Source organism: Hymenobacter yonginensis (assembly GCF_027625995.1).
In the GTDB taxonomy this organism is placed as follows: domain Bacteria; phylum Bacteroidota; class Bacteroidia; order Cytophagales; family Hymenobacteraceae; genus Hymenobacter; species Hymenobacter yonginensis.
Genome location: NZ_CP115396.1, coordinates 777,290 through 798,725 on the forward strand (window position 1 = coordinate 777,290; position 21,436 = coordinate 798,725).

At 62.8% G+C, this 21,436-nt stretch carries 17 protein-coding genes; 4 read left to right on the plus strand and 13 right to left on the minus strand.

Features of this window, described 5'->3' with window-relative positions; all coding sequences use genetic code 11:
• The first annotated feature begins 38 nt into the window (after positions 1–38).
• Positions 39–2,921, plus strand: a complete 2,883-nt coding sequence (locus O9Z63_RS03455) for an MSEP-CTERM sorting domain-containing protein (RefSeq protein ID WP_270127903.1) — start codon at positions 39–41, stop codon at positions 2,919–2,921.
• A 14-nt stretch (positions 2,922–2,935) separates the two neighbouring features.
• On the opposite strand, the gene O9Z63_RS03460 is transcribed toward O9Z63_RS03455, so the two are convergent.
• Positions 2,936–3,343 carry a hypothetical protein gene (locus O9Z63_RS03460; protein ID WP_270127904.1) on the minus strand — a complete coding sequence of 136 codons (408 nt, stop codon included), beginning with the start codon at positions 3,341–3,343 and terminating at the stop codon, positions 2,936–2,938.
• A gap of 103 nt (positions 3,344–3,446) precedes the next feature.
• Here O9Z63_RS03460 and O9Z63_RS03465 point away from each other — a divergent pair, with 103 nt between their 5' ends.
• Positions 3,447–4,160 carry a TIGR02117 family protein gene (locus tag O9Z63_RS03465; RefSeq protein ID WP_270127905.1) on the plus strand — a complete coding sequence of 238 codons (714 nt, stop codon included), beginning with the start codon at positions 3,447–3,449 and terminating at the stop codon, positions 4,158–4,160.
• Between the two features lie 89 nt (positions 4,161–4,249).
• Positions 4,250–4,960: a carbonic anhydrase gene (locus O9Z63_RS03470; protein ID WP_270127906.1), complete on the plus strand. Its 711-nt coding sequence runs from the start codon at positions 4,250–4,252 to the stop codon at positions 4,958–4,960.
• A gap of 216 nt (positions 4,961–5,176) precedes the next feature.
• Here the strand turns inward: O9Z63_RS03470 and O9Z63_RS03475 are convergent, their stop codons facing one another.
• From O9Z63_RS03475 to O9Z63_RS03510, 8 genes are all read right to left on the minus strand, one after another.
• Positions 5,177–5,425 (minus strand): hypothetical protein, encoded by a 249-nt coding sequence (locus tag O9Z63_RS03475; protein WP_270127907.1) that lies wholly within the window; start codon positions 5,423–5,425, stop codon positions 5,177–5,179.
• A 236-nt stretch (positions 5,426–5,661) separates the two neighbouring features.
• Positions 5,662–8,505, minus strand: a complete 2,844-nt coding sequence (locus tag O9Z63_RS03480) for a S8 family peptidase (protein ID WP_270127908.1) — start codon at positions 8,503–8,505, stop codon at positions 5,662–5,664.
• Between the two features lie 470 nt (positions 8,506–8,975).
• Positions 8,976–9,239: a hypothetical protein gene (locus O9Z63_RS03485; RefSeq protein ID WP_270127909.1), complete on the minus strand. Its 264-nt coding sequence runs from the start codon at positions 9,237–9,239 to the stop codon at positions 8,976–8,978.
• A gap of 76 nt (positions 9,240–9,315) precedes the next feature.
• The gene (locus tag O9Z63_RS03490) at positions 9,316–10,068 is read right to left on the minus strand and encodes a LytR/AlgR family response regulator transcription factor (protein ID WP_270127910.1); all 753 of its coding nucleotides are present in this window, start codon (positions 10,066–10,068) and stop codon (positions 9,316–9,318) included.
• A 60-nt stretch (positions 10,069–10,128) separates the two neighbouring features.
• Positions 10,129–11,223 carry a sensor histidine kinase gene (locus tag O9Z63_RS03495; protein WP_270127911.1) on the minus strand — a complete coding sequence of 365 codons (1,095 nt, stop codon included), beginning with the start codon at positions 11,221–11,223 and terminating at the stop codon, positions 10,129–10,131.
• Positions 11,224–11,235: 12 nt separating this feature from the next.
• On the minus strand, positions 11,236–11,823 hold the full coding sequence (locus O9Z63_RS03500; protein WP_270127912.1) for a DUF7010 family protein: 588 nt from the start codon (positions 11,821–11,823) through the stop codon (positions 11,236–11,238).
• A gap of 81 nt (positions 11,824–11,904) precedes the next feature.
• The gene (locus O9Z63_RS03505) at positions 11,905–12,852 is read right to left on the minus strand and encodes an alpha/beta fold hydrolase (protein WP_270127914.1); all 948 of its coding nucleotides are present in this window, start codon (positions 12,850–12,852) and stop codon (positions 11,905–11,907) included.
• Between the two features lie 452 nt (positions 12,853–13,304).
• Positions 13,305–13,628 carry a hypothetical protein gene (locus O9Z63_RS03510; RefSeq protein ID WP_270127916.1) on the minus strand — a complete coding sequence of 108 codons (324 nt, stop codon included), beginning with the start codon at positions 13,626–13,628 and terminating at the stop codon, positions 13,305–13,307.
• 173 nt (positions 13,629–13,801) lie between these two features.
• Here O9Z63_RS03510 and O9Z63_RS03515 point away from each other — a divergent pair, with 173 nt between their 5' ends.
• The gene (locus tag O9Z63_RS03515; protein WP_270127917.1) at positions 13,802–14,266 is read left to right on the plus strand and encodes an energy transducer TonB; all 465 of its coding nucleotides are present in this window, start codon (positions 13,802–13,804) and stop codon (positions 14,264–14,266) included.
• 48 nt (positions 14,267–14,314) lie between these two features.
• Here the strand turns inward: O9Z63_RS03515 and O9Z63_RS03520 are convergent, their stop codons facing one another.
• The 4 genes from O9Z63_RS03520 to O9Z63_RS03535 form a co-directional block, all read right to left on the minus strand.
• Positions 14,315–14,878 (minus strand): hypothetical protein, encoded by a 564-nt coding sequence (locus O9Z63_RS03520; protein ID WP_270127918.1) that lies wholly within the window; start codon positions 14,876–14,878, stop codon positions 14,315–14,317.
• Between the two features lie 75 nt (positions 14,879–14,953).
• The gene (locus O9Z63_RS03525; RefSeq protein ID WP_270127919.1) at positions 14,954–16,180 is read right to left on the minus strand and encodes a PQQ-dependent sugar dehydrogenase; all 1,227 of its coding nucleotides are present in this window, start codon (positions 16,178–16,180) and stop codon (positions 14,954–14,956) included.
• A gap of 66 nt (positions 16,181–16,246) precedes the next feature.
• Positions 16,247–16,957: a hypothetical protein gene (locus O9Z63_RS03530; protein WP_270127921.1), complete on the minus strand. Its 711-nt coding sequence runs from the start codon at positions 16,955–16,957 to the stop codon at positions 16,247–16,249.
• Between the two features lie 162 nt (positions 16,958–17,119).
• The gene (locus O9Z63_RS03535; RefSeq protein WP_270127922.1) at positions 17,120–21,079 is read right to left on the minus strand and encodes an Ig-like domain-containing protein; all 3,960 of its coding nucleotides are present in this window, start codon (positions 21,077–21,079) and stop codon (positions 17,120–17,122) included.
• Positions 21,080–21,436 lie beyond the last annotated feature (357 nt).

Sequence of the window (21,436 nt, forward strand, 5' to 3'; positions counted from 1 at the left end):
TGCCTGATGTGGTGTGGGCGTTACGTTTACTGAATCTTATGCGTAATCTATTGCATCCGAAATGGTTGTTGCTGGTCAATACCGTGGCCATTGTTGTACTGGTGCTTCTGAGCTATGGGCAGTTCAATGTTATCCAAAGCCTACTGCCAACCAGTAGTGTGCAGACCTGGGCGTGCCTGGGGGGCGGCCTGGCAGGGCTGGCCGCCAGCACGCTGATGTATGCGCTGTGGCAGCTGAGGCGCAGACAGGAGGTCAGCACGCTATACTGTGTGCTGACGCTGGCGGGCTATGCGGCCTTCATCTGTCTGAGCGTGAGCTTGGCGGATGAGCTGGTGCCCCGGGCCGTGCCGCGCTGGATGGTGCCCACCGACCCGCTGGTGTACCTCATCACGTTTCTGATGCCCACGCTGGCCCACGCCGGTTATGCCTTGGTAATGCGCCTGACGCCCGCTGACCGTGAGTATTCCGTCCTGATTAATGTGCTGCTGGCTCTGGCGGTGCCGGGCGTGTGGTTCGTGCTGATTATGCTGCCGGGCGGCTTCCTGCTGGAAAACATTCTGCCTGCCTGGCTTAGTGGCGGGCTTATGGTGACGGGGCTGGTGGTGGGCACCATCGGATTTCTGTTTTACGTGGTGCGGGTGGTGTACATTCTGGAACTGCGGCGGGGCGGCTACGGCCGCGAATTCAGCCTGCTCTGGAAGGTGCTGCTGGGAACTGTGTTGCCGGTGCTGGGCTTGTTGGTGAACAACGGGCTGTTCTGGGGAGGTTTCGGTAGTGCGGAGGCGGGCATATTTGGCAATTTCACCAGTCAGTGGTTTTATGGGCTGGCCGTATTGAATGGGCTGCTGCTGTGTCTGCCGGCCAGTTCCAACCGGTGGCTGCACCTACTGCTGCTGTTTGGGCGCAGTGTGCTGCTGAGTTACACGTTCTACTTTTTTCTGGTGTTTCTGCCGTTCCTGCCGCTGTCGTTGCTAGCCGTCATTATCATTGGAACCGGTTTTCTGATGCTCACACCACTAGTGCTGCTGCTGGTGCACGTACGCGAGTTGGCTGCCGACTGGAAACTGCTGCGGCCGGTGTTTTCGGGGCGAGTACTGCTGCTGGTATTACTGGGCGGAATAGGTGCGTTGCCGCTACTCATCACGGCCCGTTATCTGTTCGACCAATACACTCTACACCAGGCCCTTGATTACCGCTACGCCCCCGATTACCGCCGCCGGTATGATTTGGATGAGTCGGCCCTGGCCCGCACGCTGGCGGTAGTGAAGCAGCATAAAGACCGCACCAACCGGGGCGACGTCATGTTTGGCTCACATGTGCCGTACTTATCGTTGTACTTCAATTGGCTGGTGTTGGATAACCTTACACTATCGGATACCAAAATTGCGGATCTGGAACAGGTGTTCCTGGGCGCGCTGTCAGAGGATACGGAACCGACAGCCCGGCCTTTTGCTACACCAACACCCGCCGCCCCGGCCATCACTCAAGTAACCACGAAGAGCACCTATGATGTCCGCCATCAATCTTGGGTGAGCCAAGTAGAGCTGCGCGTGGCAAACACCGATACCACCCTACGCGACGGTGAGTACACCACGCTACTGAACCTGCCTGCCGGCTGCTGGATAGGCGACTACTACCTAGACATGAAAGGCCGGCGGGAGCATGGCATTCTGGCTGAGAAAAAGGCTGCCGCCTGGGTGTATGCCCAGATTCTGAGCGAAACCCAAGTGCGGGACCCAGGCCTGCTGACCTACCAGAACGACCACCAACTGAGTTTGCGCGTGTATCCGGTGGTCGGCCGCACCTCCCGCGTAACCGGGTTTCAACTGTTGCATAAGGAGCCGGTTGTTCTAACGCTGGATGGTCGCGCACTTCGTCTGGGGCAGGCACCCGAAGTGCCGGCCGTAACAGCCCCAGTACTGGCTTCGGACGGGGAGGTAGCATACGTGAGCGGCGCGGCTAAGCAGCGCCTGCCGCTGGTGCAGCGCCGGCCGTACTACCATTTTCTGCTCGATGTGTCGGCCCGTCAGCAGCAGCATCGTCAGGTGTATGCCCGCCACTTGGAGCAGCAGTTTGGGCCCAAGGTGCTGCGCGATACGTCCACGCGCTTTACGCTGGTAGATGCCTACGTTACTCAGGTACCAGCCGGAGCCGACTGGCAGCAGCAGCTTACCGGACACCAGAGTCGGGGCGGATTCTACCTGGAAGGCGCTTTGCGTCAGCTGCTGGTACAGGCCCACCGACGGCCCCGCGCCACCTACCCGATTCCGGTAGTAGTAACTGAAACGCTGACTACGGCCGTGCTGGGTTCCGACCTAGCCGAATTGCAGGCTGCGTATCCGGAATCGGACCGGTTTTACGTACTAGATGCCAACCAGCAGCTAACCGCGCATGCGTTGCGGCAGAATTCCCACAAGCCCCTTACGGATTCCTCTGCAACGTCGCTGCCCACAACCACCCGCCCGAAAGTGCGCGCCTGGCCCTCGGCTATCCGGCCGCTGGCCTACCTCGCCGATAATGGCACGGCCGAAGTAGTGCTGGCGCATCCGGCGGCCCCAATGCGGCCGGCGCTGGCGGCCGGTGGACGCTGGCAGACGGGCTTGCAGCTACACGGCTACCAGCAGTGGCAGGCGTTCCATCCCGAAGCCACCGACGAGCAGCGCGTACCGTTTGTACAAGCCAGCTTCCGGGCCGGCATCCTGACACCCTTCACGGCTTACCTTGCCCTTGAAAACCAGGCCCAGAAAGCGGCGTTGCAACGAAAGCAGGAGCAGGTTCTCAGCGGTAAGGCAGCTCTAGATGTAGATGAAGGCGAATCGAATCAGCCGACAGCCGTGCCGCTAGATGACTACCTCGGGCTGCTGGTGGTGGCGGCAATAGGCTTGGCCGCGTGGCACCTGCTGCGGCGGCACCCGGTGTAGTATTGGGCCAACAACTAAGCCGCCGCCTGCTCCGCCCGCGCCTCCCTGGGCTTCTGCACCAGATAGTAGTACAGCAGAATCAGGAGGCCCGTCAGGAATGGCAGCAGCGCCAGGTGCTTGCCCGTGACGTTGCCCCACACCCGTACCGTATCGAATTCCAGAAACTCGCTGACCATCCAATAGGAGTTGGCTGAAATCCAAAACACGATGGCCAGGTTGTGGGCCAGCTCGGCGGCAATGTGGCGGGTGCGCCAGGTGATGACGAGGGCAATGGTCAGGGTCGGGAAAATCATGCTGATGCCCAGTGGTTTCCAGAGCATACACCAGCCGATATCCTTGAGCAGCCAAAACAGGATGTGCAGGTTTTCCATGCGCCGGTACGGGGCCGGAATGGTGTAGAGTTGGTCGTCGGAGGTGGGCATAGCGCGGGTATAAGCACCAAATATAGCCCCGGAACGGCTTTCTTTGTGCGCTTTCGTATGAGGGGCATTGCCCTTCTTTCCTCACTCTGTCCCTCGTTGCCACATGCCCGTTACGCTGAAGAAAATAGCCAAAGGAGCCGCCTACGCCGGCGGCAGTATACTCGGCATTCTGGTGCTGTATGGGGTGGCCGCTGTAGGGCTGTCGGCTGTGCCGGTAGGCGAGCGGGGCCGCCCCGCCTCCGGCGGCGTGGAAGTGTACATTCTCTCCAACGGCGTGCACACTGACATTGTGGTGCCCGTGCGCAGCCCGCAGATCGACTGGACCCGGCAGATCCGCTACGCTGATACGCCCGCCGCCGACCCAAGCATGCAGTTCGTGGGCTTCGGCTGGGGCGACAAGGGCTTCTACCTCGACACGCCCACTTGGGCCGAGCTCAAGCCCAGCACCGCCTTCAAGGCCATGTTCTGGCTGAGTGAGTCAGCCATCCACGCCACGTTTCACCACCGCCCCACTGAGGGCAAAGACTGCGTCCGGCTCTACCTGTCGGAGGCGCAGTATGCTCAGCTGATTGACTTCATTCAGCAGAGCTTCGACTACGATGCGCAGGGCCACGTGGAGCATATTGCGGGCCATAGCTACGGCCAGTACGACGCGTTTTACGAAGCCAAGCGCACCTACAACCTGTTCTACACCTGCAACAGCTGGGCCAACGAGGCACTCAAAGCTGCCGGCCAGCGCGCCGCCTTCTGGACGCCCTTCGATGCCGGTATTTTCTGGCACTACCGGGAGCGAGGTACGGCTGGTGGTGATAAGTAGAAGTCTGTTTAACAGTGGGTTAGAGAGGGGTAGTGGGAAAATATTCTGCGCCGCCTATCCTTCAGAGCCGATAAACGTATACTTGGACCATGATAACCTACGACGAAATCTTCGAGAATAACCGCCAGTGGGTGGAATCCAGCACGGCCACCAACGCCGACTTCCTCAAGCACCTGGCCTCCGACCAGAAGCCCGACTATCTCTACATCGGCTGCTCCGACTCGCGCGTGACGGCCGAAGACCTGATGGGTGTGGCTCCCGGGGAGGTGTTTGTGCACCGCAACGTGGCCAATCTGGTCATCAACATCGACCTCAATGCAACGTCGGTGATTGAGTATGCCGTAGCCCATCTGGGCGTGAAGCACATTGTGGTGTGCGGACATTACGGCTGCGGCGGCGTGAAGGCAGCCATGCAGCCCCAGGATCTGGGCATCATGAACCCCTGGCTGCGCAACATTCGCGACGTGTACCGCCTGCACCACGCCGAGCTCGATAAAATCGAGGATACTACCGCCCGCTACGACCGGCTGGTAGAGCTGAACGTGCAGGAGCAGTGCGTCAACGTCATCAAAATGGCTGTGGTACAGCAGGCCTATCTGAAGCAGGGCTACCCCACGGTACACGGCTGGGTATTCGACCTGAAAACCGGCCTGCTCAAAGATCTGAACTTGGACTTCGAGCACATCCTGCACGACATTCAGGAAATCTACAACCTCGGCGACCAAGTGCTGTTCGGCGAAGGCAAAGTAACCCCCGCTATTGAAATCGGGCGAGAAGCCAAGACAGAAGCACAGCGTTAACACTGTTGTCACGCAGGGCGTTGGTATTAGTAGTGTTGGTGCAGTAGCGCGAACTTTTTAGTTCGCGCCCCCACGCCATTAACGCCATGCCAGCGGCACGGAGACGCGAACTGCAAAGTTCGCGCTAATGCCGTTACGCACTGAAAAGAATTAAGCCCGGCTTTTCCGCTACCTGTAAGCGGAAAGGCCGGGCTTTGTGGTGAGAAGGAAGGCGGCTTAATTCAGCCACACCTGGGCCACGGTTTCGAAACGGTGGCGGGCAAATGCTCCGTACGGGCGCTCAGCGTAGAAGCCCAGCACGTGTACCTGCGGCTGGCCGGTGCGGGCGTTGCGCCGCATCTGCACAGGATACACGCGGCCGGCTTCAGGCCAGTCGCCTACGTGGTCGGTGGGGCGGCGCGAGGCGTCTACACAGCGGGCATAGAGCTGCACGGGAGGCGAAACGGGAAGCTTAACTTTCGACATATCCAAAGATAAGCATATTTCCTGTTTTCCAAAAAAATTAGTCTTCTATTTTACGGGTGTAAATGGGCGATTAAAGCCTTTTTAATTGAATTTTAACCTATTTAGCGTTATGCTGGAGGCGGCATTTCAGTGTGCGGGTTGGTGGCTAAGCACCGTGCTTTTGACGGATTTTTGCTAATTTAGTTAGTGGTCTTAATCGCGTTGTGAAACCGGCCGCCAGCGTGCTGCTGAAGCCGCTAGGGCTGCACCAGCAGCTGCCGGGTCAGCTGGCCCGCGGCACCCTGCACGCGCACTACATACACGCCCGCCGGCAGGCCGCCAGCATCCAGCTCAGTGGTAGTGCCGCTGAAACTGAACTGCCGGACCAGCTGGCCCAGCGGATTGAATAGCTGGGCGTGGTGGCCGCCAAAGCTGGCCGGAACTTCGAGGCGTATCCGTCCGGTCGTCGGGTTAGGGTAGAGCTGCCAGGCACCGGCGGCCAGCGCCGGCCGGACGGGCAGCAGCTGGTTGTAGCGGGTCTGAGCGGCATCGGCGGCGGCCTGCAACTGCGCCAGCGTGGGGGCGGCCAGTACCGCAAACGCCACCACGGCCGAGTCGGCGGGGGCGAGGCGGGGCAGGGCGGCGCCCAGAACGTGCGCTATGTCGGTGCCGGTGGGCAGGCCGGTGCTGCGCTGGCGGGTGCCGCTGCTGAGCGCGAGGTACTTCTCGGCGCGGCTGAAGCCGTTGGACAACTGCACTGGACTGCCGGCCGGCGCATTCACGTCGATGGCGTAGGTGGTGGCGGTGCCCCCGCGCAGCCACTTCAGGCCCACGTATACGTCGGGGCTACCGGCATCGTAGGCGTAGCTTAGGCGCCGCACCGAGTCCCAGGCCACTACGTTGCGGGCGTACTCCGGCGCCACGTCCCAGTCCATGAACAGGCCGGCGTACAGCGGCTTCAACGTGTCGGGTGTGACATTGCGGAGCTGATACTCCAGCACCACGTAGTCGCGGTGCGGGGCCTGGGCCCAAGCGTAGCCGCGCTGGCGTATCTGCATGCCCACGGTGCGGTTGCGGGTGGCCGAAGGCAAAGAATCCTGTAGGACATTGCCGGCTTCCTGGTCGGCGCGCAGTGGCTGGCGTCGCAGGGCGGCCTGGTTCAGGCGGAAGAAGTCGGCGTCGGCTACGTTGCGCTCATTGCGGAGGCGGCTGGAAACCCGGGTGGGGCTGGTGGCCAGCAGCAGGCCCCCCTCGTAGAGCAACGGCGCGCTGCCCCGGTACGTCACCCCTTCGCCCAGGTCAGACCCAATACCGTCGTAGCCAAGGCTGCCCCGGCTGGTGAGCGTAAGGGCCAGGTCGCCGGCATTGAGCACCACGTAGTCGGGGCTGAGCTGCACTGTGCTGTATTGGTCTTCCTGATAGCCGGTGGCCGCATCCTCGAAATGATAGCGCAGCACGGCGCGGGTATTGAGCGGTACTGCCGCCGCCACCGTCAGCCGAAACGGGGCGGCCGTATTGGCGGTGCGGGCCAGCGTGGCCAGCGCCCCGGCTGCAAACGTGCCCTGCCGCACGGTCAGGTAAGGCGAAAGGGACGTAATGGTGAGGGTCAGGTTCTGGACGGGCAGCAGCAGATTCTGCATTTCCACAACCAGCCGTATGGTATCGGCGGGTTGGTAGGCGCTTTTGATGGGGCTGAACACGCGCTGGGTGAGGCGCATGGCGCGCTGGTCGTTGGCGCGTACGGCCCGCAGCATGTTCAGGCGGCCGGTGCCCAGCTTGCCGATGTAGGCGGCGTTGCCGGGCAGGGCGTCAATGTTGTCAGTGGTGCGGCGCAGCTGGGCGCGCACCTGGGCGGCGGTGAGCTGCGGAAAGCGGGCCCGCACCAGCCCGGCTGCACCCGCCACCAATGGCGCCGAAAACGACGAGCCCGTGGCCGGAATGTAGTCGGTGTCGGTGTCGCCCCATACAGTCAGGATGTTGTCGCCGGGCGCTACCAGATCGAGGCGGCGGCTGTAGGTGGCGTAGCCCGACTTGACATCGGTGCGGTTGGAGGCGCCCACCGACAGCACGTGCTCATAGGAGGCCGGGTAGAAGTCCAGCTCGGCGTTGGTGTTGCCGGCCGAGGCCACCACTACGGCGTCGCGGTTGACGGCCGCGTAGGTAATGGCGTCCTGCTCGAACTGCGAGCGGCCCCCGGCGGCCCCCCAGCTCATGTTGATGACCTTGCAGCCGTGGTCGGCGGCGTACACGATGGCCTCGAAGCCCGCGAAGCTGCCCCCGGGCGTGCTGGGGTAAATTTTCAGGGGCAGAAAGCGGCAGTTGAAGCCGGCGCCGGCCACGCCGCGGCCGTTATCGGGACGGGCGGCGGCGGCCCCGGCCGAGTGCACGCCGTGCCGCGGCTGCTGGTAAGAGTCAGACGAGGGGTTGTTGTCGTTGTCGGCTAGGTCCCAGCCGCGGTAGTTGTCTATGTAGCCGTCGTTGTCGTTATCGAGGCCGTCGGGTGGGTCCTGGCGGTTGCGCTGCCACTGGCCGTTGAGGTCTTCGTGCGAAAGCCGGAAACCGGTGTCGGTGATGCCGATGAGCACGCTGGAGTCGCCCTTGGTCACGTCCCAGGCCTGGTAGGCGCGGATGTTGCGCAGGTGATATTGGCCGCTGGCGTTGGTGGAGTCAGCCAGGGGGTCGTTGGGCTGGTAGAGGGGCGCGCGGTAGTAGAGTGGCTCCACGTACGCCAAGGCACCGGTCTGGCGCAGGGCCAGCTGGGCCTTGGGCAGCACGGTGGTGGCCGGCAGCCACACCTGATAGATCAGGCGCAGGTCTACGGCCTCGGGGTTCTTGGGGTCGGGTGGCAGCGCGTTCGGAAACTTCTGCACCAGGCGCAACGCCCCGAGGCGGCGCAAAGTAGCTTCCAGCTGCGGTACGGCCACGCGGCCGGGCTGCGCCTGGGCCCGGTATTCGGGCTTCAACTTGAACACCAACAGCCCGGGCTGAGCTACCGCCTCCGGGCTAGCCGTGGCAGAAATGGCGCCGGCAGTTTGCGCATGCGCGGCCGGGGCTCCCAGCAGCAGAGCCAGTAAAGGATAAAACCGTAAAAATGAGGGCATACGTGAGGGAAAAGTCAGCGTACAACAGATAAAGGCATTAACGAAGCTGCGCGGCCTTCGGATGTGCGGCAACAGCGCGCCGGCAGATACCTGGGCCCTGTAAATCTACAGTTTTCGGGAGGCACTACCGCAGCGCTTATACTGCATTTTCGACCAACGGCCCGAAATCTGCCATCAATGCCATGTGGGTGGAGTGGCTACGGGCTTTTCATGCTTTAGTGCAACTATGCCATGGCCTGAAACATTTGCCATGGCAGCAACTTAGATTTGGCAGCGGCAGGACTACAGAATAGTGAGCCATGCGTATTCAGCAGCTTAGCTGATCAGCATATTTCTACGATTGCCTGAATGCTCATGTCTGAATGCTCAGCACTGCTGTCCTGCTACTGAAAGATTGGCGCCGTAAAACCAGCAAGGCCCTGCCGTGTGGTACGGCAGGGCCTTGTTGGCAGAGAAGTAATAGCGGGAGCTTACCAGCCTACTTTACTGTACTTGTACTTTTTGGGCGCTTTCACGGTTTCGTACTGCGTGGGCTTCCGGGGCGAGAGGTCGATGCCTAAATCAATAGGGTTGCGCTCTTTGCGGAAGCGGGCCTTATTGTTGCCGCGGCGCTCAGACTTGACCTTAACCGTGCCGTAGCCGCGCGGATTGGCGTTTTGGGCGGTGCGGTCCTGCGCGCAGGAGCCGAGGCCGATAAGGGTGGCAAGGGCAAGTATGGGAAAAAGTGCTTTCATGGCAGTAGACGAGGTAAATGGTACTTCTCCGTGTACTAACGTCATCTGCAAAAAGATACAGTTTCCCTGTATTATGCTATAGGCTAAGTAGTTCGCGAAACCGCACCGACTGCTGCCGCGATACTTCCACCTCCGGGCCGCCCCGCAGCCGGATCTTGAGGGTGCTGCTGAACCAGGGTTCGATGCCTTCAATCCATTTCAGGTTGATGATCTGCTGGCGGTTGGCCCGGAAGAACACGCGCGGGTCGAGGCGCTGCTCCAGGTGCTGCAGGGTGCGCGGAATCAGGGGCCGGTGCTGCTCGAAGTAGATCTGGGTGTAGCTGCCGTTGATTTCAAACAGCCGGATATCAGCCAGCCGCACAAACCAGCACCGCTCGCCATCCTTCACAAATACTTGGTCGTGCTCGGTGAGTAGGGTGGCGGCCGGCTCGGGGGCGGTGGTGGCCGGGGCGGGCAGGGTGGGAGCATCGGTCGGAGGCAGCAGCTTAGTGCGGGCTTTTTCCAGGGCGGCGGCCAGGCGGTGCTCCTGCACCGGCTTGAGCAGATAGTCCAAGGCATTTACCTCAAAAGCCCGCAGCGCGTACTCGTCGTAGGCGGTGGTGAAGACGACGTGCGGGGCGGTTTCCAGCGAGGCCAGCAGCTCGAAGCCGGTTTCGCCGGGCATGTGGATGTCGAGCAGCAGCAGGTCGGGGCGCAACTCCTGCAGGCGGGTGCGGGCCTCGGCGGCGTGGCGGGCTTCGCCTACCACAGTCACATCGGGGAAGGCCTGCAGCAGGTGGCGCAGTTCGGTGCGGGCCAGCCGCGAGTCGTCAACGAGCAGAACGTTCACAGTGATGGAGTGATGAGGTAATGGGGTGACAGGTGATGGGTGAATGGGGGGGGCTCGGAGCTAGTGGAAAGTGGCCGGGGCCTCGGCTCGCACCGGCAGGCGCAGGTGAGCTACCACGGTGTCGGGCTCGGTGGGGTGGTTGTCGATGTCGAGGTGGGCGGCGGGGCCGAAGAGCAGAGCCAGCCGCTCGCGGGCGTTGCGCACGCCCACGCCCTCGTGGCCGGGCTGCGGCTGGTAGCGGCCCGTGTTGCGGATGCTCACGTGCAGCTGCCCGGCGCCGTCGAGCTGGGCCGTGAGCTGGATGCTGCCGCCCTCGGGCCGCGGGGCCAGGCCGTGCTTGATGGCGTTTTCGACGAGCAGCTGCAGCGTCATGGGCGGAATGAGTACCTGCTCGGCTGCCGGATCCACGTCGAGGGTGTAGGTTAGGCGCTCCTCCAGCTGCAGGGCTTCCAGCTGCAGGTAGTGCTCCACAATCTCCAGCTCGCGGCCCAGCGGCACCTGCTCGGCCGCGCTGAGCTGAATGGAGTAGCGCAGCAGGTCGGAGAGGTGGGTCATCATGGTGCGGGCGCGGGTGGGGTCTTCCATCACCAGCGCCCGGATGTTGTTGAGGCCGTTGAACAGGAAGTGCGGGTTGATCTGGGCCTTGAGGGTACGCATCTCGGCTTCCCGCACGGCCGCCGCCAGCCGCCACTTGTCCACTTCGGCTTGCTTGTAGCGGTGGAAAAAGTGCCAGCCGAAATAGAAGCCGGCCCAGAGCCACAGCATGAAGTTGACGTTGAGCGAGTAGCCCATAAACTGCGCCCAGCCGTGCGGCCGCCCATCGGCACTAGGTTTCACCACCCAGATCAGCAGCGCCCAGATGATAACCTGGCTCAGCACCGACAGCAGCGCATTGGTCACCAGCAGGCGCCCCAGCAGCGGCAGGGGCGGCAGCAGCTCCCAGCCGTTGGCCCGGATATGGTAGCGCAAAGCGTGCGACAACCCCATCACGGGCAGCACAATGGCCGTGGTAATCAGCACCAACTCGCCGGAAAACCGCCCGAAGACCGAGAACAGCACCACGTTGAACACAAAGTACAGGCTCCAGCCCAGCAGCTGCAGGCGCCAGTACAGCCGGCTCGGAGCCGGGGCGGAGGCGTAGGAAAACGTAGTCATGGGAGTGTCTGCCTAAGCTGCCGACAGCTCCGGCAGGGAAAGCGCCGCCTGTTTGCTGTGCCGGTAAGCAGGCACCAGCAGAGCCCCCAGCACCAGCAGAGCCCCGGTGATGAAAAGCGGAATCAGGTACAGCGCAGACGTGGCCAGCTGCAGCCCCAGCACCAGGCAGCCCACCGGAATAATGCCGGCCATGATGGCATAGGGCCGGGCGCTGTACAGCCAGGCATACGGGAAGAAATGCGCCCCCGTGATGATGCCATAGGTCATGATAAAGTGCTGCGGATAGCGGGTATAGATGAAAATCAGAAAGGGGAAGTAAAACAGCTGCGCGAAGTTCAGCCACAATCCCAGCGGCTGCAGCGGGTTGTGGGGCAGCACCCAGGTGGTGCGAAACACCTTCGACAGCAGCCAAGCCAGCGGTAAGGTAAGCGCGCCCATGAAGAAGGTGATGAAGCCTTTGGTGCTGACACCGTAAGGCAGCAGCCACACCGCCGTAATGCCGGCCCATACCACGCTGGCGGCTACAATAAAGTCGAGGCCGTTTTTGGCTTTCACGGAGAGCTCCAGCTTCAAAGCAGTAAATTCCTGGGCGGATAGCATGGACAGGTAGGGGAAAAAGGGTTGGGAAGAGATAGAAGGAAAGAGGCAGCAGATGGTAGGAGCCGGGTGGCGGCAGGACGTTTACTTTTTAGCCACGTAATGCTGCTGCAAAAAAGCGTCGGTTTGCTGAAAAAACCACTGAGTATCGTCGTACATCAGGAAATGGCGGCCGGCTTCCGACATTTCGATGCGGTGCTGGGGCAGGCGGGCGTACTGCTGCTCGAATACGGCGCGGGTGCTTTCCTTAGTGGAGCCGTAGGGCTTGTAGGCCGCCCAGGCACCCAGCACCAGCACCGGCTGCTGCACGCGGGCAATGTCCTGGCGCAGGTCGGTCGTGAACAGGTCGTACATGGCCTGGGCCACGGTGGCGGGGTTGGAGGCTACGCTCCAGCGGGCTGTCTGGGTGATGCGGGCGGTGTCCTGCATCATGGTGGCGCTCATCTGGCGGGCGGCGGCCATCGTCATCTGGCCGGCGGCCATTTGCTTGCGCATGCCTTCGGCCATGGGCCGGGCGCCTTCCACGGTCTGGGCGGGGTTCTGCACGGCCGCCAGGAATGGCAGCGAATCCACAATCACCAGCGGGCCCACGGCCTCGGGCTGGGTGGTGCTCAGCCACAGGCCCATAAAGCCGCCCAGGCTGTGGCCCACCACCACGGGCTTGGTCAGCTGCTGGGTTTTGATGTAGGCCAGCAGCTGGTCGCGCACGTTCTGCAGCAGCTTGTCGGTGGAAGCCGGGGCCGCGTTGCCGCCAAAGCCGGCCAGGCTGATGATGTGGCACTGGTACTGGCGCTGGTAGCGGGCCACGGTTTCGTCCCAGACGGCGCCGGGGCAGGTGAGGCCCGGAATCAGCAGCATGGGCCGGCCTTTGCCCACCACCCGTACCGTGAAGTTGGGGTGGGCGGCGGGGTTGTCGGCGGCGGCGCTGGCGGCGGCTACGGCCGGCGTGGCGGCTACGGCCGTTTCAGGGGCGGTGGAAGCGGCCAGCAGCAGGGCGAGGCAGATAGGGCGGAGGCGGGCGGTCAGGTTCATAGCGAAGTAGGAAAGGAAGGTTGGAGGTTGATTTCTGCTTCAAACCTAGCCGCGCTTTCAGCCTGCTGAAACCACTTTTCAGCGAACGGTAAATCCGGCGGCTGAACTGCGGGTTTTGCCGATTGAATGGCAGCCCGATTCTGCCCCGGCCGGCCGCGCCGTTCGGCCCGCACCTCCGCAACGGCGGCACGCGGCAACCGGCTGGACGCCTGCGGCGTCGGACCGGGGCCGGAGTTTGCGCGCACAAAAAAGACCTGCTGATGGGCAGGTCTTTTTCCTTCTTATTCGGGCGTTGTGCGTTCTGCGGCCAGCGCCTGAGCGGTTGTTTGGGTTAGTGGTGAAAGGTGTAGAGACGCAATACTTTGCGTCTCGTCGTTGCTGATGTTGTTCAAACGGCGTGGTTCCGGTCGTTCAGCGACGAGACGCAAAGTATGACGTCTCTACAGCAGCTTCTAGATGATGTTGCGCAGGTCCTGGCGCAGGTTTTCGATGCCCTGCCAGATTTCATCCCAGGCGCTGCGGTCGGAGCTGGATGGGGCGGCGTGGCCTTCCGGCGTGGTGGGGGCGGTGCCGAGGCGCTCCTGCAGCTTGTGGCGCTTGGCTTCGAGGCTGGCAATGTGCTCGTGGTAGGTGTGGGGCGCGCCGGCCGTGGTGGCGTGGGCGCGGTTGCGCAGCGTCTGGATTTTGCTTTCCAGCTCCGTGAGAGCCTGCCGGAGCGAGGCGTCGGACAGGTTCTGCGGGGGGCGTACGTGTTCGGGGGAGGGCAGCGTCGACATAGCAATAGCAGTGAAGTGAGCAGGAAGATTCTTCTCAAGATACAGCTTTCGGCCCCGAAAGGATACAGCCCATGTTACCAACATAAGCGCAACGCAAGCATAATACTGGCGTTACCGGGGCGCCTGGGCCGCGACCTAGCTTTGCGCACATTTCACTATATGCTCAGCTGCTTATGCTTCGTCTTGCTACGCTTGTGCTTCTGCTCCTGATGCCCCGCCTGCTGGCCGCCCAAACCGCCGCCACTGCCGCCCTCACCGATTCCGATACCAGCCTCGCCGGCCCGGCCACGTCGGCCAGCCCCGCCGCCCCGGCCGCGCCGCTGCTCTACCACGCCGCCGACGAAATGCCGGCCTTTCCCGGTGGCGCGCCGGCGTTTCAGCAGTTTCTGCGCCAGAAGCTGCGCTACCCGGAGGAGGCGCTGCGGCGCAATCTGTCGGGCAAGGTGCACGTCAGCTTCGTGGTGGATGAGCAGGGCCACATCCTCGACCCCAAAGTGGTGCGCGGCTTAGGCAGCGGCCTCGACGAGGAAGCCCTGCGCCTGGTGCGCATCATGCCCTGGTGGACGCCCGGCCGCGTAGCCGGCCAGCCCGTGCGCGTGGCCTACACCCTGCCCATCGTGTTCCGGGCGTTGGAGTAGGGGTGAGGCGCCCCGTCAGGCTGATGATGACAGGCTCATTTTTAATTCTCAATTTTTAATTGCCACCGGCACGCCCAGCTCCCGGGCCAGGGGCGCGGCGGCGGAGGCGTAGAGCAGCGCCAGCACCTCGTTGAGGGCCGGCTCCAGTTCCGTGAGGTAGTCGGGGTGGAGCTTGGTGGTCTGGCGCAGCACCTCGTGGGTGCGGCGCGCCAAATGCTGCAGCAGCGGCTGGGTGGGGCCGTGCAGGCGCGCCACGGCCTCGGGCTGGTGGCGCAGCACGTTGCCCAACAGCCGCAGCGTCAGCTCAATCTCGCCGAAAGTGTCCCCCGTGATTTTGGCATGATATGCCAGGCGGGCCTGCAGCTGGCGCACAATGTGGAGCAGGTCGTTGGGGGTTTGGTGGTAGCCGCGCACGGGGTCGTCTACCTGAGTGCGCAGGCGCTGGCGGCGGGTTTCCAGGGCGTCGGCATCGTCGTCGAGTTCCAGCAGGCGGTAGGTCAGCTGCTCTACCAGCACGGCATCCTGGGCTACGAGGCGCGTGAGAAGCTGGTCTTTCTCCTTCTGGGGCAGCGCCAGCAGGGCTTTGCGGAGGTCGGGCGGGAGGGCAGGCATGGGCGTAAAACTAGCTGTCATCCCGCGCGCGCGGCGCAGGATGACAGAACAACATCAAACCGGACAACCAAAAATTCAGCCGCGCTTCTTCTGCTTCGGTGCGGCCTTGCCGCTGCCGGCGTAGGCAATGCGGTAAATCACGCCGTTGTCGTCGTCGGATACCAGCAGCGCGCCGTCGGCCGCCTGCACGATGGCGCAGGGCCGCCCGAACTGCGACTTGTCGTTTTCCACCAGCCAACCCGTGGCAAAGTCCTCGAACTGCTGGGGCTGGCCCTGTTCGTTGAAGCGCACCCGCACGATTTTGTAGCCCGAGGGCTGGGCGCGGTTCCAGGAGCCGTGCATGGTCACGAAGGCGCTGTTCTGGTAGTCGGCGGGCAGCTGCTGGCTGCGGTTGAACACCAGTCCCAGCGGCGCCGAGTGGGCCTTGTAGAGAAGCAGCGGGCGCACGGCCTTGGCATCAAACTGCTCATACGACTCGCCGCTCTTGGGCTTGTTGGCCGGGTAGGGCTTGCCGTCGGCGATGATGGACGGCCAGCCGTAGTTGGCGCCCTGCTTGAGCTGGTTGAACTCTTCCTGCTGGTCTTCGTCGCCGAGCCAGTCGATGCCGTGGTCCATGCCGAACAAGGCTTTCGTAGTCGGGTGCCAGTCGAAGCCGATGGTGTTGCGCAGGCCCGTGGCGAAGATGCGGCGGCCCGAGCCATCGGTGTTCACTTGCAGCAGGGTGGCGCTTTCGGGGTTGTCTTCGTCGCAGGCGTTGCAGGTGCTGCCCACCGAGAGGTAGAGCTGGCCGTCGGGCCCGAACTGCAGGGTGCGGTTGGCGTGCTGGCCGGCGTCGGGCAGGTCGGAGTAGAGCGTTTTCAGCTCGCCTAGCGTGCCGTCGGGCTTCACGTCGGCCACATACAGCTCGCGCACGGCGGCCATGTATAGCTTGCCGTCCCGGAGGGCGAGGCCGTGCAGGTGGGGCTTCTGGGCCACCTGCTGCGTGAGTTCCACTTTGCCGTCTTTGTTGGCGTCGCGCAGCAAGGTCACGGTGCCTTTCACGCGGTTGCTCACGTACAGGTCGCCGTTGGGGGCCTGGGCCAGCATGCGCGGCGCGTCGAGGCCCTCGGCGTATTTGCTGACCGTGAAGCCGGCCGGCACTTTCAGCGAGGCCACCCGCTCGGGCGTGGCCGGCAGCTTCTTGGGCAGGTAGATGTTGCCCGTCATCTGAAACGGCGTGGCCTCGGGCGGTACGTTCTGGGCCGTGGCGGAACTGAGGCCGGCAAAAAGGGCCGTAGCGAGCAGGAGTGGGGCTTTGGTCATGGAAAGTCGAAAGAAAGGATTGCCCCTGTTCAACTCCCATTCACGTGCCGGGGTTACAGCCGTCTTTCACCCCAGCCGCCAGCGCTGCCCCAGCCGCACGGCAGACAGCAGCGTCAGCAGCAGCAACAGCAGCGTGGAGTTGCGCCAGTCGGGAGTTGCTAAGTCAGCGAAGCTAGCGGAAGTGGGTTGTGGACGCCAAGCTGCCATGTTATCGGACGTGCCGCAACTCATCATTGGGATGGTTGATTTGGTTGTATCAGCTACAGTTGGCACGTCGGTGAAGGCGTATAGGGTATTCGGTAAACGATAGATGTCGAGCCAATACTGCTTTATATCCCGGCTTTGCAGCTGGTCAAGTGCGAAAATCAAGCTTTTGTAAGTCGCTGACGGTTCAAAAACAAGCTTCATTCCCATTCGGTACGTGGTGTCTCGTTCCAGATAATTGGCCGCTACTTGGGTTTGCTGATAGCTGAAATAGTCCTGCCACAGATTACCAGTAAAACGGATGTTTTGCCAAGGGCGGAAGGCGGCTAGTTCATAGGAGGAAAAGTATGGGGGCCAGAGTGGACGCGGGGGACTGAATGAGTCGAAAGCGCCAGGAAACTTAGGCCCGAGCATCGTGAGCTGAGTAACATAACCTTGCGGTTTGTTGAATCCGCTCATCTGCGGCAGCGCCACACAGCCCAGCCACAGCAGCCACGCCAAGGCCAGCAAACCCGGCGGGAACAGCAGTGGCCGGCGGTGGCGGCGGGGCAGGTGGAGGTTAATGGGTAGCATAGGATGAATACTAGCGGATTGATAACCAGTAGCAGCCAATAGCGCCCTGGGGCGGCACTGGCAGAGGGGAATATACGCGGATTCTGCGGCCCGCAAACCAAGACGCCCGGCCTTTCCCGCTGAGGGAAAAGCCGGGCGTCCGGACAAGTGGTGCAGGAAAGGTTATTCCTTCACCAAGCGCTTGGCATACTGCCGGCCGTCGGTGCCGCGCACCAGCACGATGTAGGTGCCTCGGGCCGCGTTGGGCAGCACCAGCGGGCTGATGTCGCCGCCGGCCATGGTCTGGGTCAGCACGATGCGGCCCACGTTGTACAGCACCCGCACCTCATAAGAGCCGGCGGGCAGCAAGCTCAGGTCCAGCTTCGTGGTCTGGGTGAGGGTCGTGGGGTTCGGGTACAGCGAGATGCCGGCAGGCTCCGCTTTGCCGTCGAAGCGCACGATCTGTACCGGCGAGTAGGTGGCCGTGCCATCAAGGTCCACTTGGCGCAGGCGGTAGTACAGCAGCTTGCCGACCCGCTTGCCGGCTTCGGCATCGAGGTAGGAGTAAGCCGTAGCGCTGGCGGTGGTGCCCTGGCCGTTCACGCGGGCAATCCGCTCAAACGCCCGGCCATCGGTGCTGCGTTGCACCTCGAAGTACTGGTTGTTCAGCTCGGAAGCCGTGCGCCAGGTCAGCTGCGCATCTACGGCCCGCACCGCTTTAGCCTGGAAGCTCACCAGCGTCACGGGCAGCGGACGGTTGTCGATAGGCATGGAGTAGGTAGCGGTGTTGTTGCTGCCCGCGCCGCTGTCGTCGGTGGCGGTGTAGGTGAAGGTGGCCGTGCCCACGTAGTTGGCCACGGGGTCGAAGAACAACTGGCTAGCCTGCGAGGCCGGAATCACCTGGCCCGGAATAACGGGCGTGCTGTTCAGGTACAGGATGCCGGCGGCGCTGGCGGGCAGCGTCTGCACCACAAACGACTCCAGCGGCGGGCCGGCCGTAACCGTGGCGCTCAGCGGCGGAATGCTGATGGACGGAGCCGTGTTGCTGATCGGGCCCGAGTTTACGTCGTTGGCGACCAGGCCCACGGCGCAGGTGCCCAGGTATAGGTCGTCGAGCCCGAAGTCGTTGCCGCCGGTGGCTTTGTTCACGTCGCGAATCTCGAACACGGCCGTAGTGCTGCCGCCCGAAAACCACAGGTCGGAGATGCGCGTGTAGCCTGTCGTGCCGTCCAGGGTGGTCACCGTCGAAGTGGACTTGCCGTTGATTACGAAGCCCAGCTGGGCCGGACTCTGCGGGTTCACGCTGTTGGCGAAGGCCGAGAAGCTATAGTAGGTGTTGGGGCGTACCGTCACGGTTTGCTGATACACCACCGACAGGTTCTGCGAGCCGTTCACAATCATGAAGTTGTCGCTGGTGCCGTTGCGGCCGTTGCCCACGAAACTTGGGTGCAGGGCTGCCGCATCGGGCCCAATAGAATACAGGGCTTCCGGCACCAGCTCATTGTTGACGCTCGGATTGTCGGCCACGTAGCCGTAATTCGACGTGAAGCCCGTGTTGCCGTTGCTGAAGCTGGGATTGGCCAGCAGGTTGGTACCCGTACCGATGGCGCACACCTGGCTGGCATCGTACACGTTCAGGCGCACGGTAGACACGTTGGAGAACTCCGGCGAAGCGCCTGGTACCCGCACCCGGTACGTAAACACATCGGGGCCGAGGTAGCCGGCGGTGGGCGTGTAGCTATAGCTACCGTTGGCATTCAGCACCAGTGTACCCCGCGTTACGTTGCCCACCAGCTGCACCTCGAAGCCGCTGTTGGCCAGGTTGGCTGGGTTGGCATCGTTGAGGATGATGTTGCCGGACTTGGTGGAGCCGCCCGGTACCTCGTTGCTGTCGTCGTTGGTCACGAAGATGTTGCCGGCCACTATGGTCACGTTCAGCGTCGCCTGGTCGGCGGCGGTGTTGGAACCCTGGCTGGTGCTGGTGCCCACGGTGCTCAGCAGCGAGTTGGCACCCTGCGTGGTGGGCACCGTGAAGCTGAACGTGTACGTGTTGGTGGTGCCGCTGTTAAGTACGGGCACGGTCTGGAAGCTGATGGTGTTGGTGGCGGCGCTGTAAGAAGCGCCGGCCGGCAGGGCCGCCTGCTGGGCACCCGTCATGCTGGACCCGGTGGGCAGGCGCACGGTCTGCGTCACCTGATTGGCTGCCTGCGGGCCGTTATTGGTAAAGGTTACGGTGAAGGTGCCCGACGACAGCCCGGCGCCCAGCGTAGTGGGGCCGCTCAGGGCGGTCGTCACGTCGGCCACCGGGCCCACTACCGGAATGGTGTAGGTAGCGGGCTGGTTGGAGGCAATACCGGCGTTGTTGACCGCCGAAAACGTAAACGTGGCGTTGCCCGCGAAGGAAGGCTCGGGGTCGAAGAGCAGGTTGGCGGCCTCCGTGGCCGTCAGGAGCTGGCCCGCTGCCACCGGCGTGGTGCCCACGTACAGAATGCCGCTGGCCGCCGAAGGCAGGGTGTTCACCACGTAGCCCGTAACCGAGCCGCCCGCGTTGGGGTCGGAGCCGGCCAGGGGCTGGATGGCGGTGGAGGCGTTGGTGCTCGGCATAGCCGGCGAGTTGGTCACGGCCGTGGCCACGGGCGGCAGCGCGCTGGGCCCGGCGCACAGGGCGCTGTTGGGCACAATACGGCGGCTGATGCCCGCGCCGGCCGTGCTGCTGTATTCCAACGTGAGCGTGTTGCCGCCGGTCTGCTCGCCAAAGTACACCAGCACGTTGTGCAGCCCGGCCGAGAGGGTCACGGTGGCCTGCACCATCACGGGGCCGTGCGCACCACCGTTGTTGATGGTCACGTTGCCGAGGGTCGGGGCAAACACGGCCCCGTCCACCCACAGGTACGAGGCGTCGTCGGAAGTCAGGTAGAACGTGTACGCGCCGGCCGTCGGGATGAAGATGCTGCCCCGGTGGCGGCTGGAAAACTGGTTGGGGTCGGTGCCGGTGCCCGAGGCAGGCGGAATGATGTTGCCCCAGCCATCAACTGCCGTGGTGCTGCTGTTGGTGTAGCTCAGCTGCGGATCGATGCGGGTGAGGCCGGGCGTGGTGGTGCCGAAAAAGCCCAGGTTGTCGGCAAAGTAGCCGGCGTAGTAGTCCGACGAAAGGCCGCTGGCCGACGCTCCGCCCCCATAGGCCGGGCCGCAGCCTGCCGGTGCCGCCGGGGCCACCAGCGGAATGGTGTAGGTGGCCGAGTTGGCGCTGAAGTTGCCGTTGCTGTCGGTGGCCGTATAGGCAAACGTGAGGTTCTCGGTGGTGCGGCTGGCGGGCAGGTAATACAGCTGTCTGGCCTGCGCCGGCGTCAGCACCTGGCCGGCGGTGGCTACAAAGCCCGTCGAGCTGCCAACGCGCAGCGTGCCGGTGGCGGGTACGGTGGTGAGCCGGTACGAGGCCACTGTGGCTCCGGACGGCCCCGTGATGGTGGCGCTCAGCGGGCTGATCAGGGTGGCGTTGATGGTGGCGCTGGTGCTGATGCTGGCCGTGGTGACGTCGTTGGCCGTGAGCTGCGGATTGGCTGCCGGAGCCAGCAGCGACATATCGTCGAGGCCAAAGTCATTGCCGCCGGCGTTCAGCTCCAGGTTGCGCAGCCGGATGATCAGCTGGGTGCTGGCGCCGGGATTCACCGTCACCGTGTTCAGCTGCCACACGCCGCCGTCGTTGGGGTTGGTGAACACCGGGCCCACGTCGGTGCTGTTGGCCGACACCTGAATCCGGGCCTTGTTGGTGCCGATGGCGTTCAGCAGCCAGAACGAGAACTGGTACGACTGGTTGGCCGTCAGGCCCGCCACCGTCTGCTGCCAGATGACGCGACCGGCCGTGGTGGCGCCGTCCACAATCATGTAGTTGCCGGTGCCCGTGGTATGGTCGCCGAAGCTGGTGGGAAACGCGGTGTTGAACGCCCGGTTATCCGTGCCGACCGTGTAAGTGCCCTGGGTGGAGTTGCCGTTCGGCGCCGTGAACGTGTAGTCCGAGGTGAATCCCGCGTTGCCGTTGGTGAAATTCGGGTTGGCCAGCCGGTTTTGCGCCGCTGCTGGAGCGGCCGCAAAGAGCAGCACTGCCAACAGCGTCCAGACAAGATGACGTAGGGGTTGAAGCATAGGAAAGGAATGAAGTGGAAAGGCCTATGGTTGGAAATTTTATAAATTCTGCAATGAATAAGCGCTCTGGCTTATGCTGATGGGCTTGGCCTTTGCGGTTTTTTTAGCCGTTCTGGCCACACCCGGGGGCTACTGGTAGTCAGTAAATAGATAATTCCATAGAAGCAAATAAAGAAGGAAATTATCAGAACCAAGCGAATATCAAATCATTAGGTGAATATTTAACGGGACCTGGTACTGTGTTGGGAAAGTGTTGCCGTGCGCTGGGTGTATAACAATGCATGAGAAAGGAATAATCATATAATGATCCTTTCGGAGGGCCTGCCGCCCACCCGGTTCTGCCCGGGACGGCGCCGT

Coding starts and splice junctions, on each gene's coding strand:
- O9Z63_RS03455 (WP_270127903.1), top strand. CDS start 39: ATGCGTAATCTATTGCATCCGAAATGGTTGTTGCTGGTCAATACCGTG.
- O9Z63_RS03460 (WP_270127904.1), bottom strand. CDS start 3,343: ATGCCCACCTCCGACGACCAACTCTACACCATTCCGGCCCCGTACCGG.
- O9Z63_RS03465 (WP_270127905.1), top strand. CDS start 3,447: ATGCCCGTTACGCTGAAGAAAATAGCCAAAGGAGCCGCCTACGCCGGC.
- O9Z63_RS03470 (WP_270127906.1), top strand. CDS start 4,250: ATGATAACCTACGACGAAATCTTCGAGAATAACCGCCAGTGGGTGGAA.
- O9Z63_RS03475 (WP_270127907.1), bottom strand. CDS start 5,425: ATGTCGAAAGTTAAGCTTCCCGTTTCGCCTCCCGTGCAGCTCTATGCC.
- O9Z63_RS03480 (WP_270127908.1), bottom strand. CDS start 8,505: ATGCCCTCATTTTTACGGTTTTATCCTTTACTGGCTCTGCTGCTGGGA.
- O9Z63_RS03485 (WP_270127909.1), bottom strand. CDS start 9,239: ATGAAAGCACTTTTTCCCATACTTGCCCTTGCCACCCTTATCGGCCTC.
- O9Z63_RS03495 (WP_270127911.1), bottom strand. CDS start 11,223: ATGACTACGTTTTCCTACGCCTCCGCCCCGGCTCCGAGCCGGCTGTAC.
- O9Z63_RS03500 (WP_270127912.1), bottom strand. CDS start 11,823: ATGCTATCCGCCCAGGAATTTACTGCTTTGAAGCTGGAGCTCTCCGTG.
- O9Z63_RS03505 (WP_270127914.1), bottom strand. CDS start 12,852: ATGAACCTGACCGCCCGCCTCCGCCCTATCTGCCTCGCCCTGCTGCTG.
- O9Z63_RS03510 (WP_270127916.1), bottom strand. CDS start 13,628: ATGTCGACGCTGCCCTCCCCCGAACACGTACGCCCCCCGCAGAACCTG.
- O9Z63_RS03515 (WP_270127917.1), top strand. CDS start 13,802: ATGCTTCGTCTTGCTACGCTTGTGCTTCTGCTCCTGATGCCCCGCCTG.
- O9Z63_RS03520 (WP_270127918.1), bottom strand. CDS start 14,878: ATGCCTGCCCTCCCGCCCGACCTCCGCAAAGCCCTGCTGGCGCTGCCC.
- O9Z63_RS03525 (WP_270127919.1), bottom strand. CDS start 16,180: ATGACCAAAGCCCCACTCCTGCTCGCTACGGCCCTTTTTGCCGGCCTC.
- O9Z63_RS03530 (WP_270127921.1), bottom strand. CDS start 16,957: ATGCTACCCATTAACCTCCACCTGCCCCGCCGCCACCGCCGGCCACTG.
- O9Z63_RS03535 (WP_270127922.1), bottom strand. CDS start 21,079: ATGCTTCAACCCCTACGTCATCTTGTCTGGACGCTGTTGGCAGTGCTG.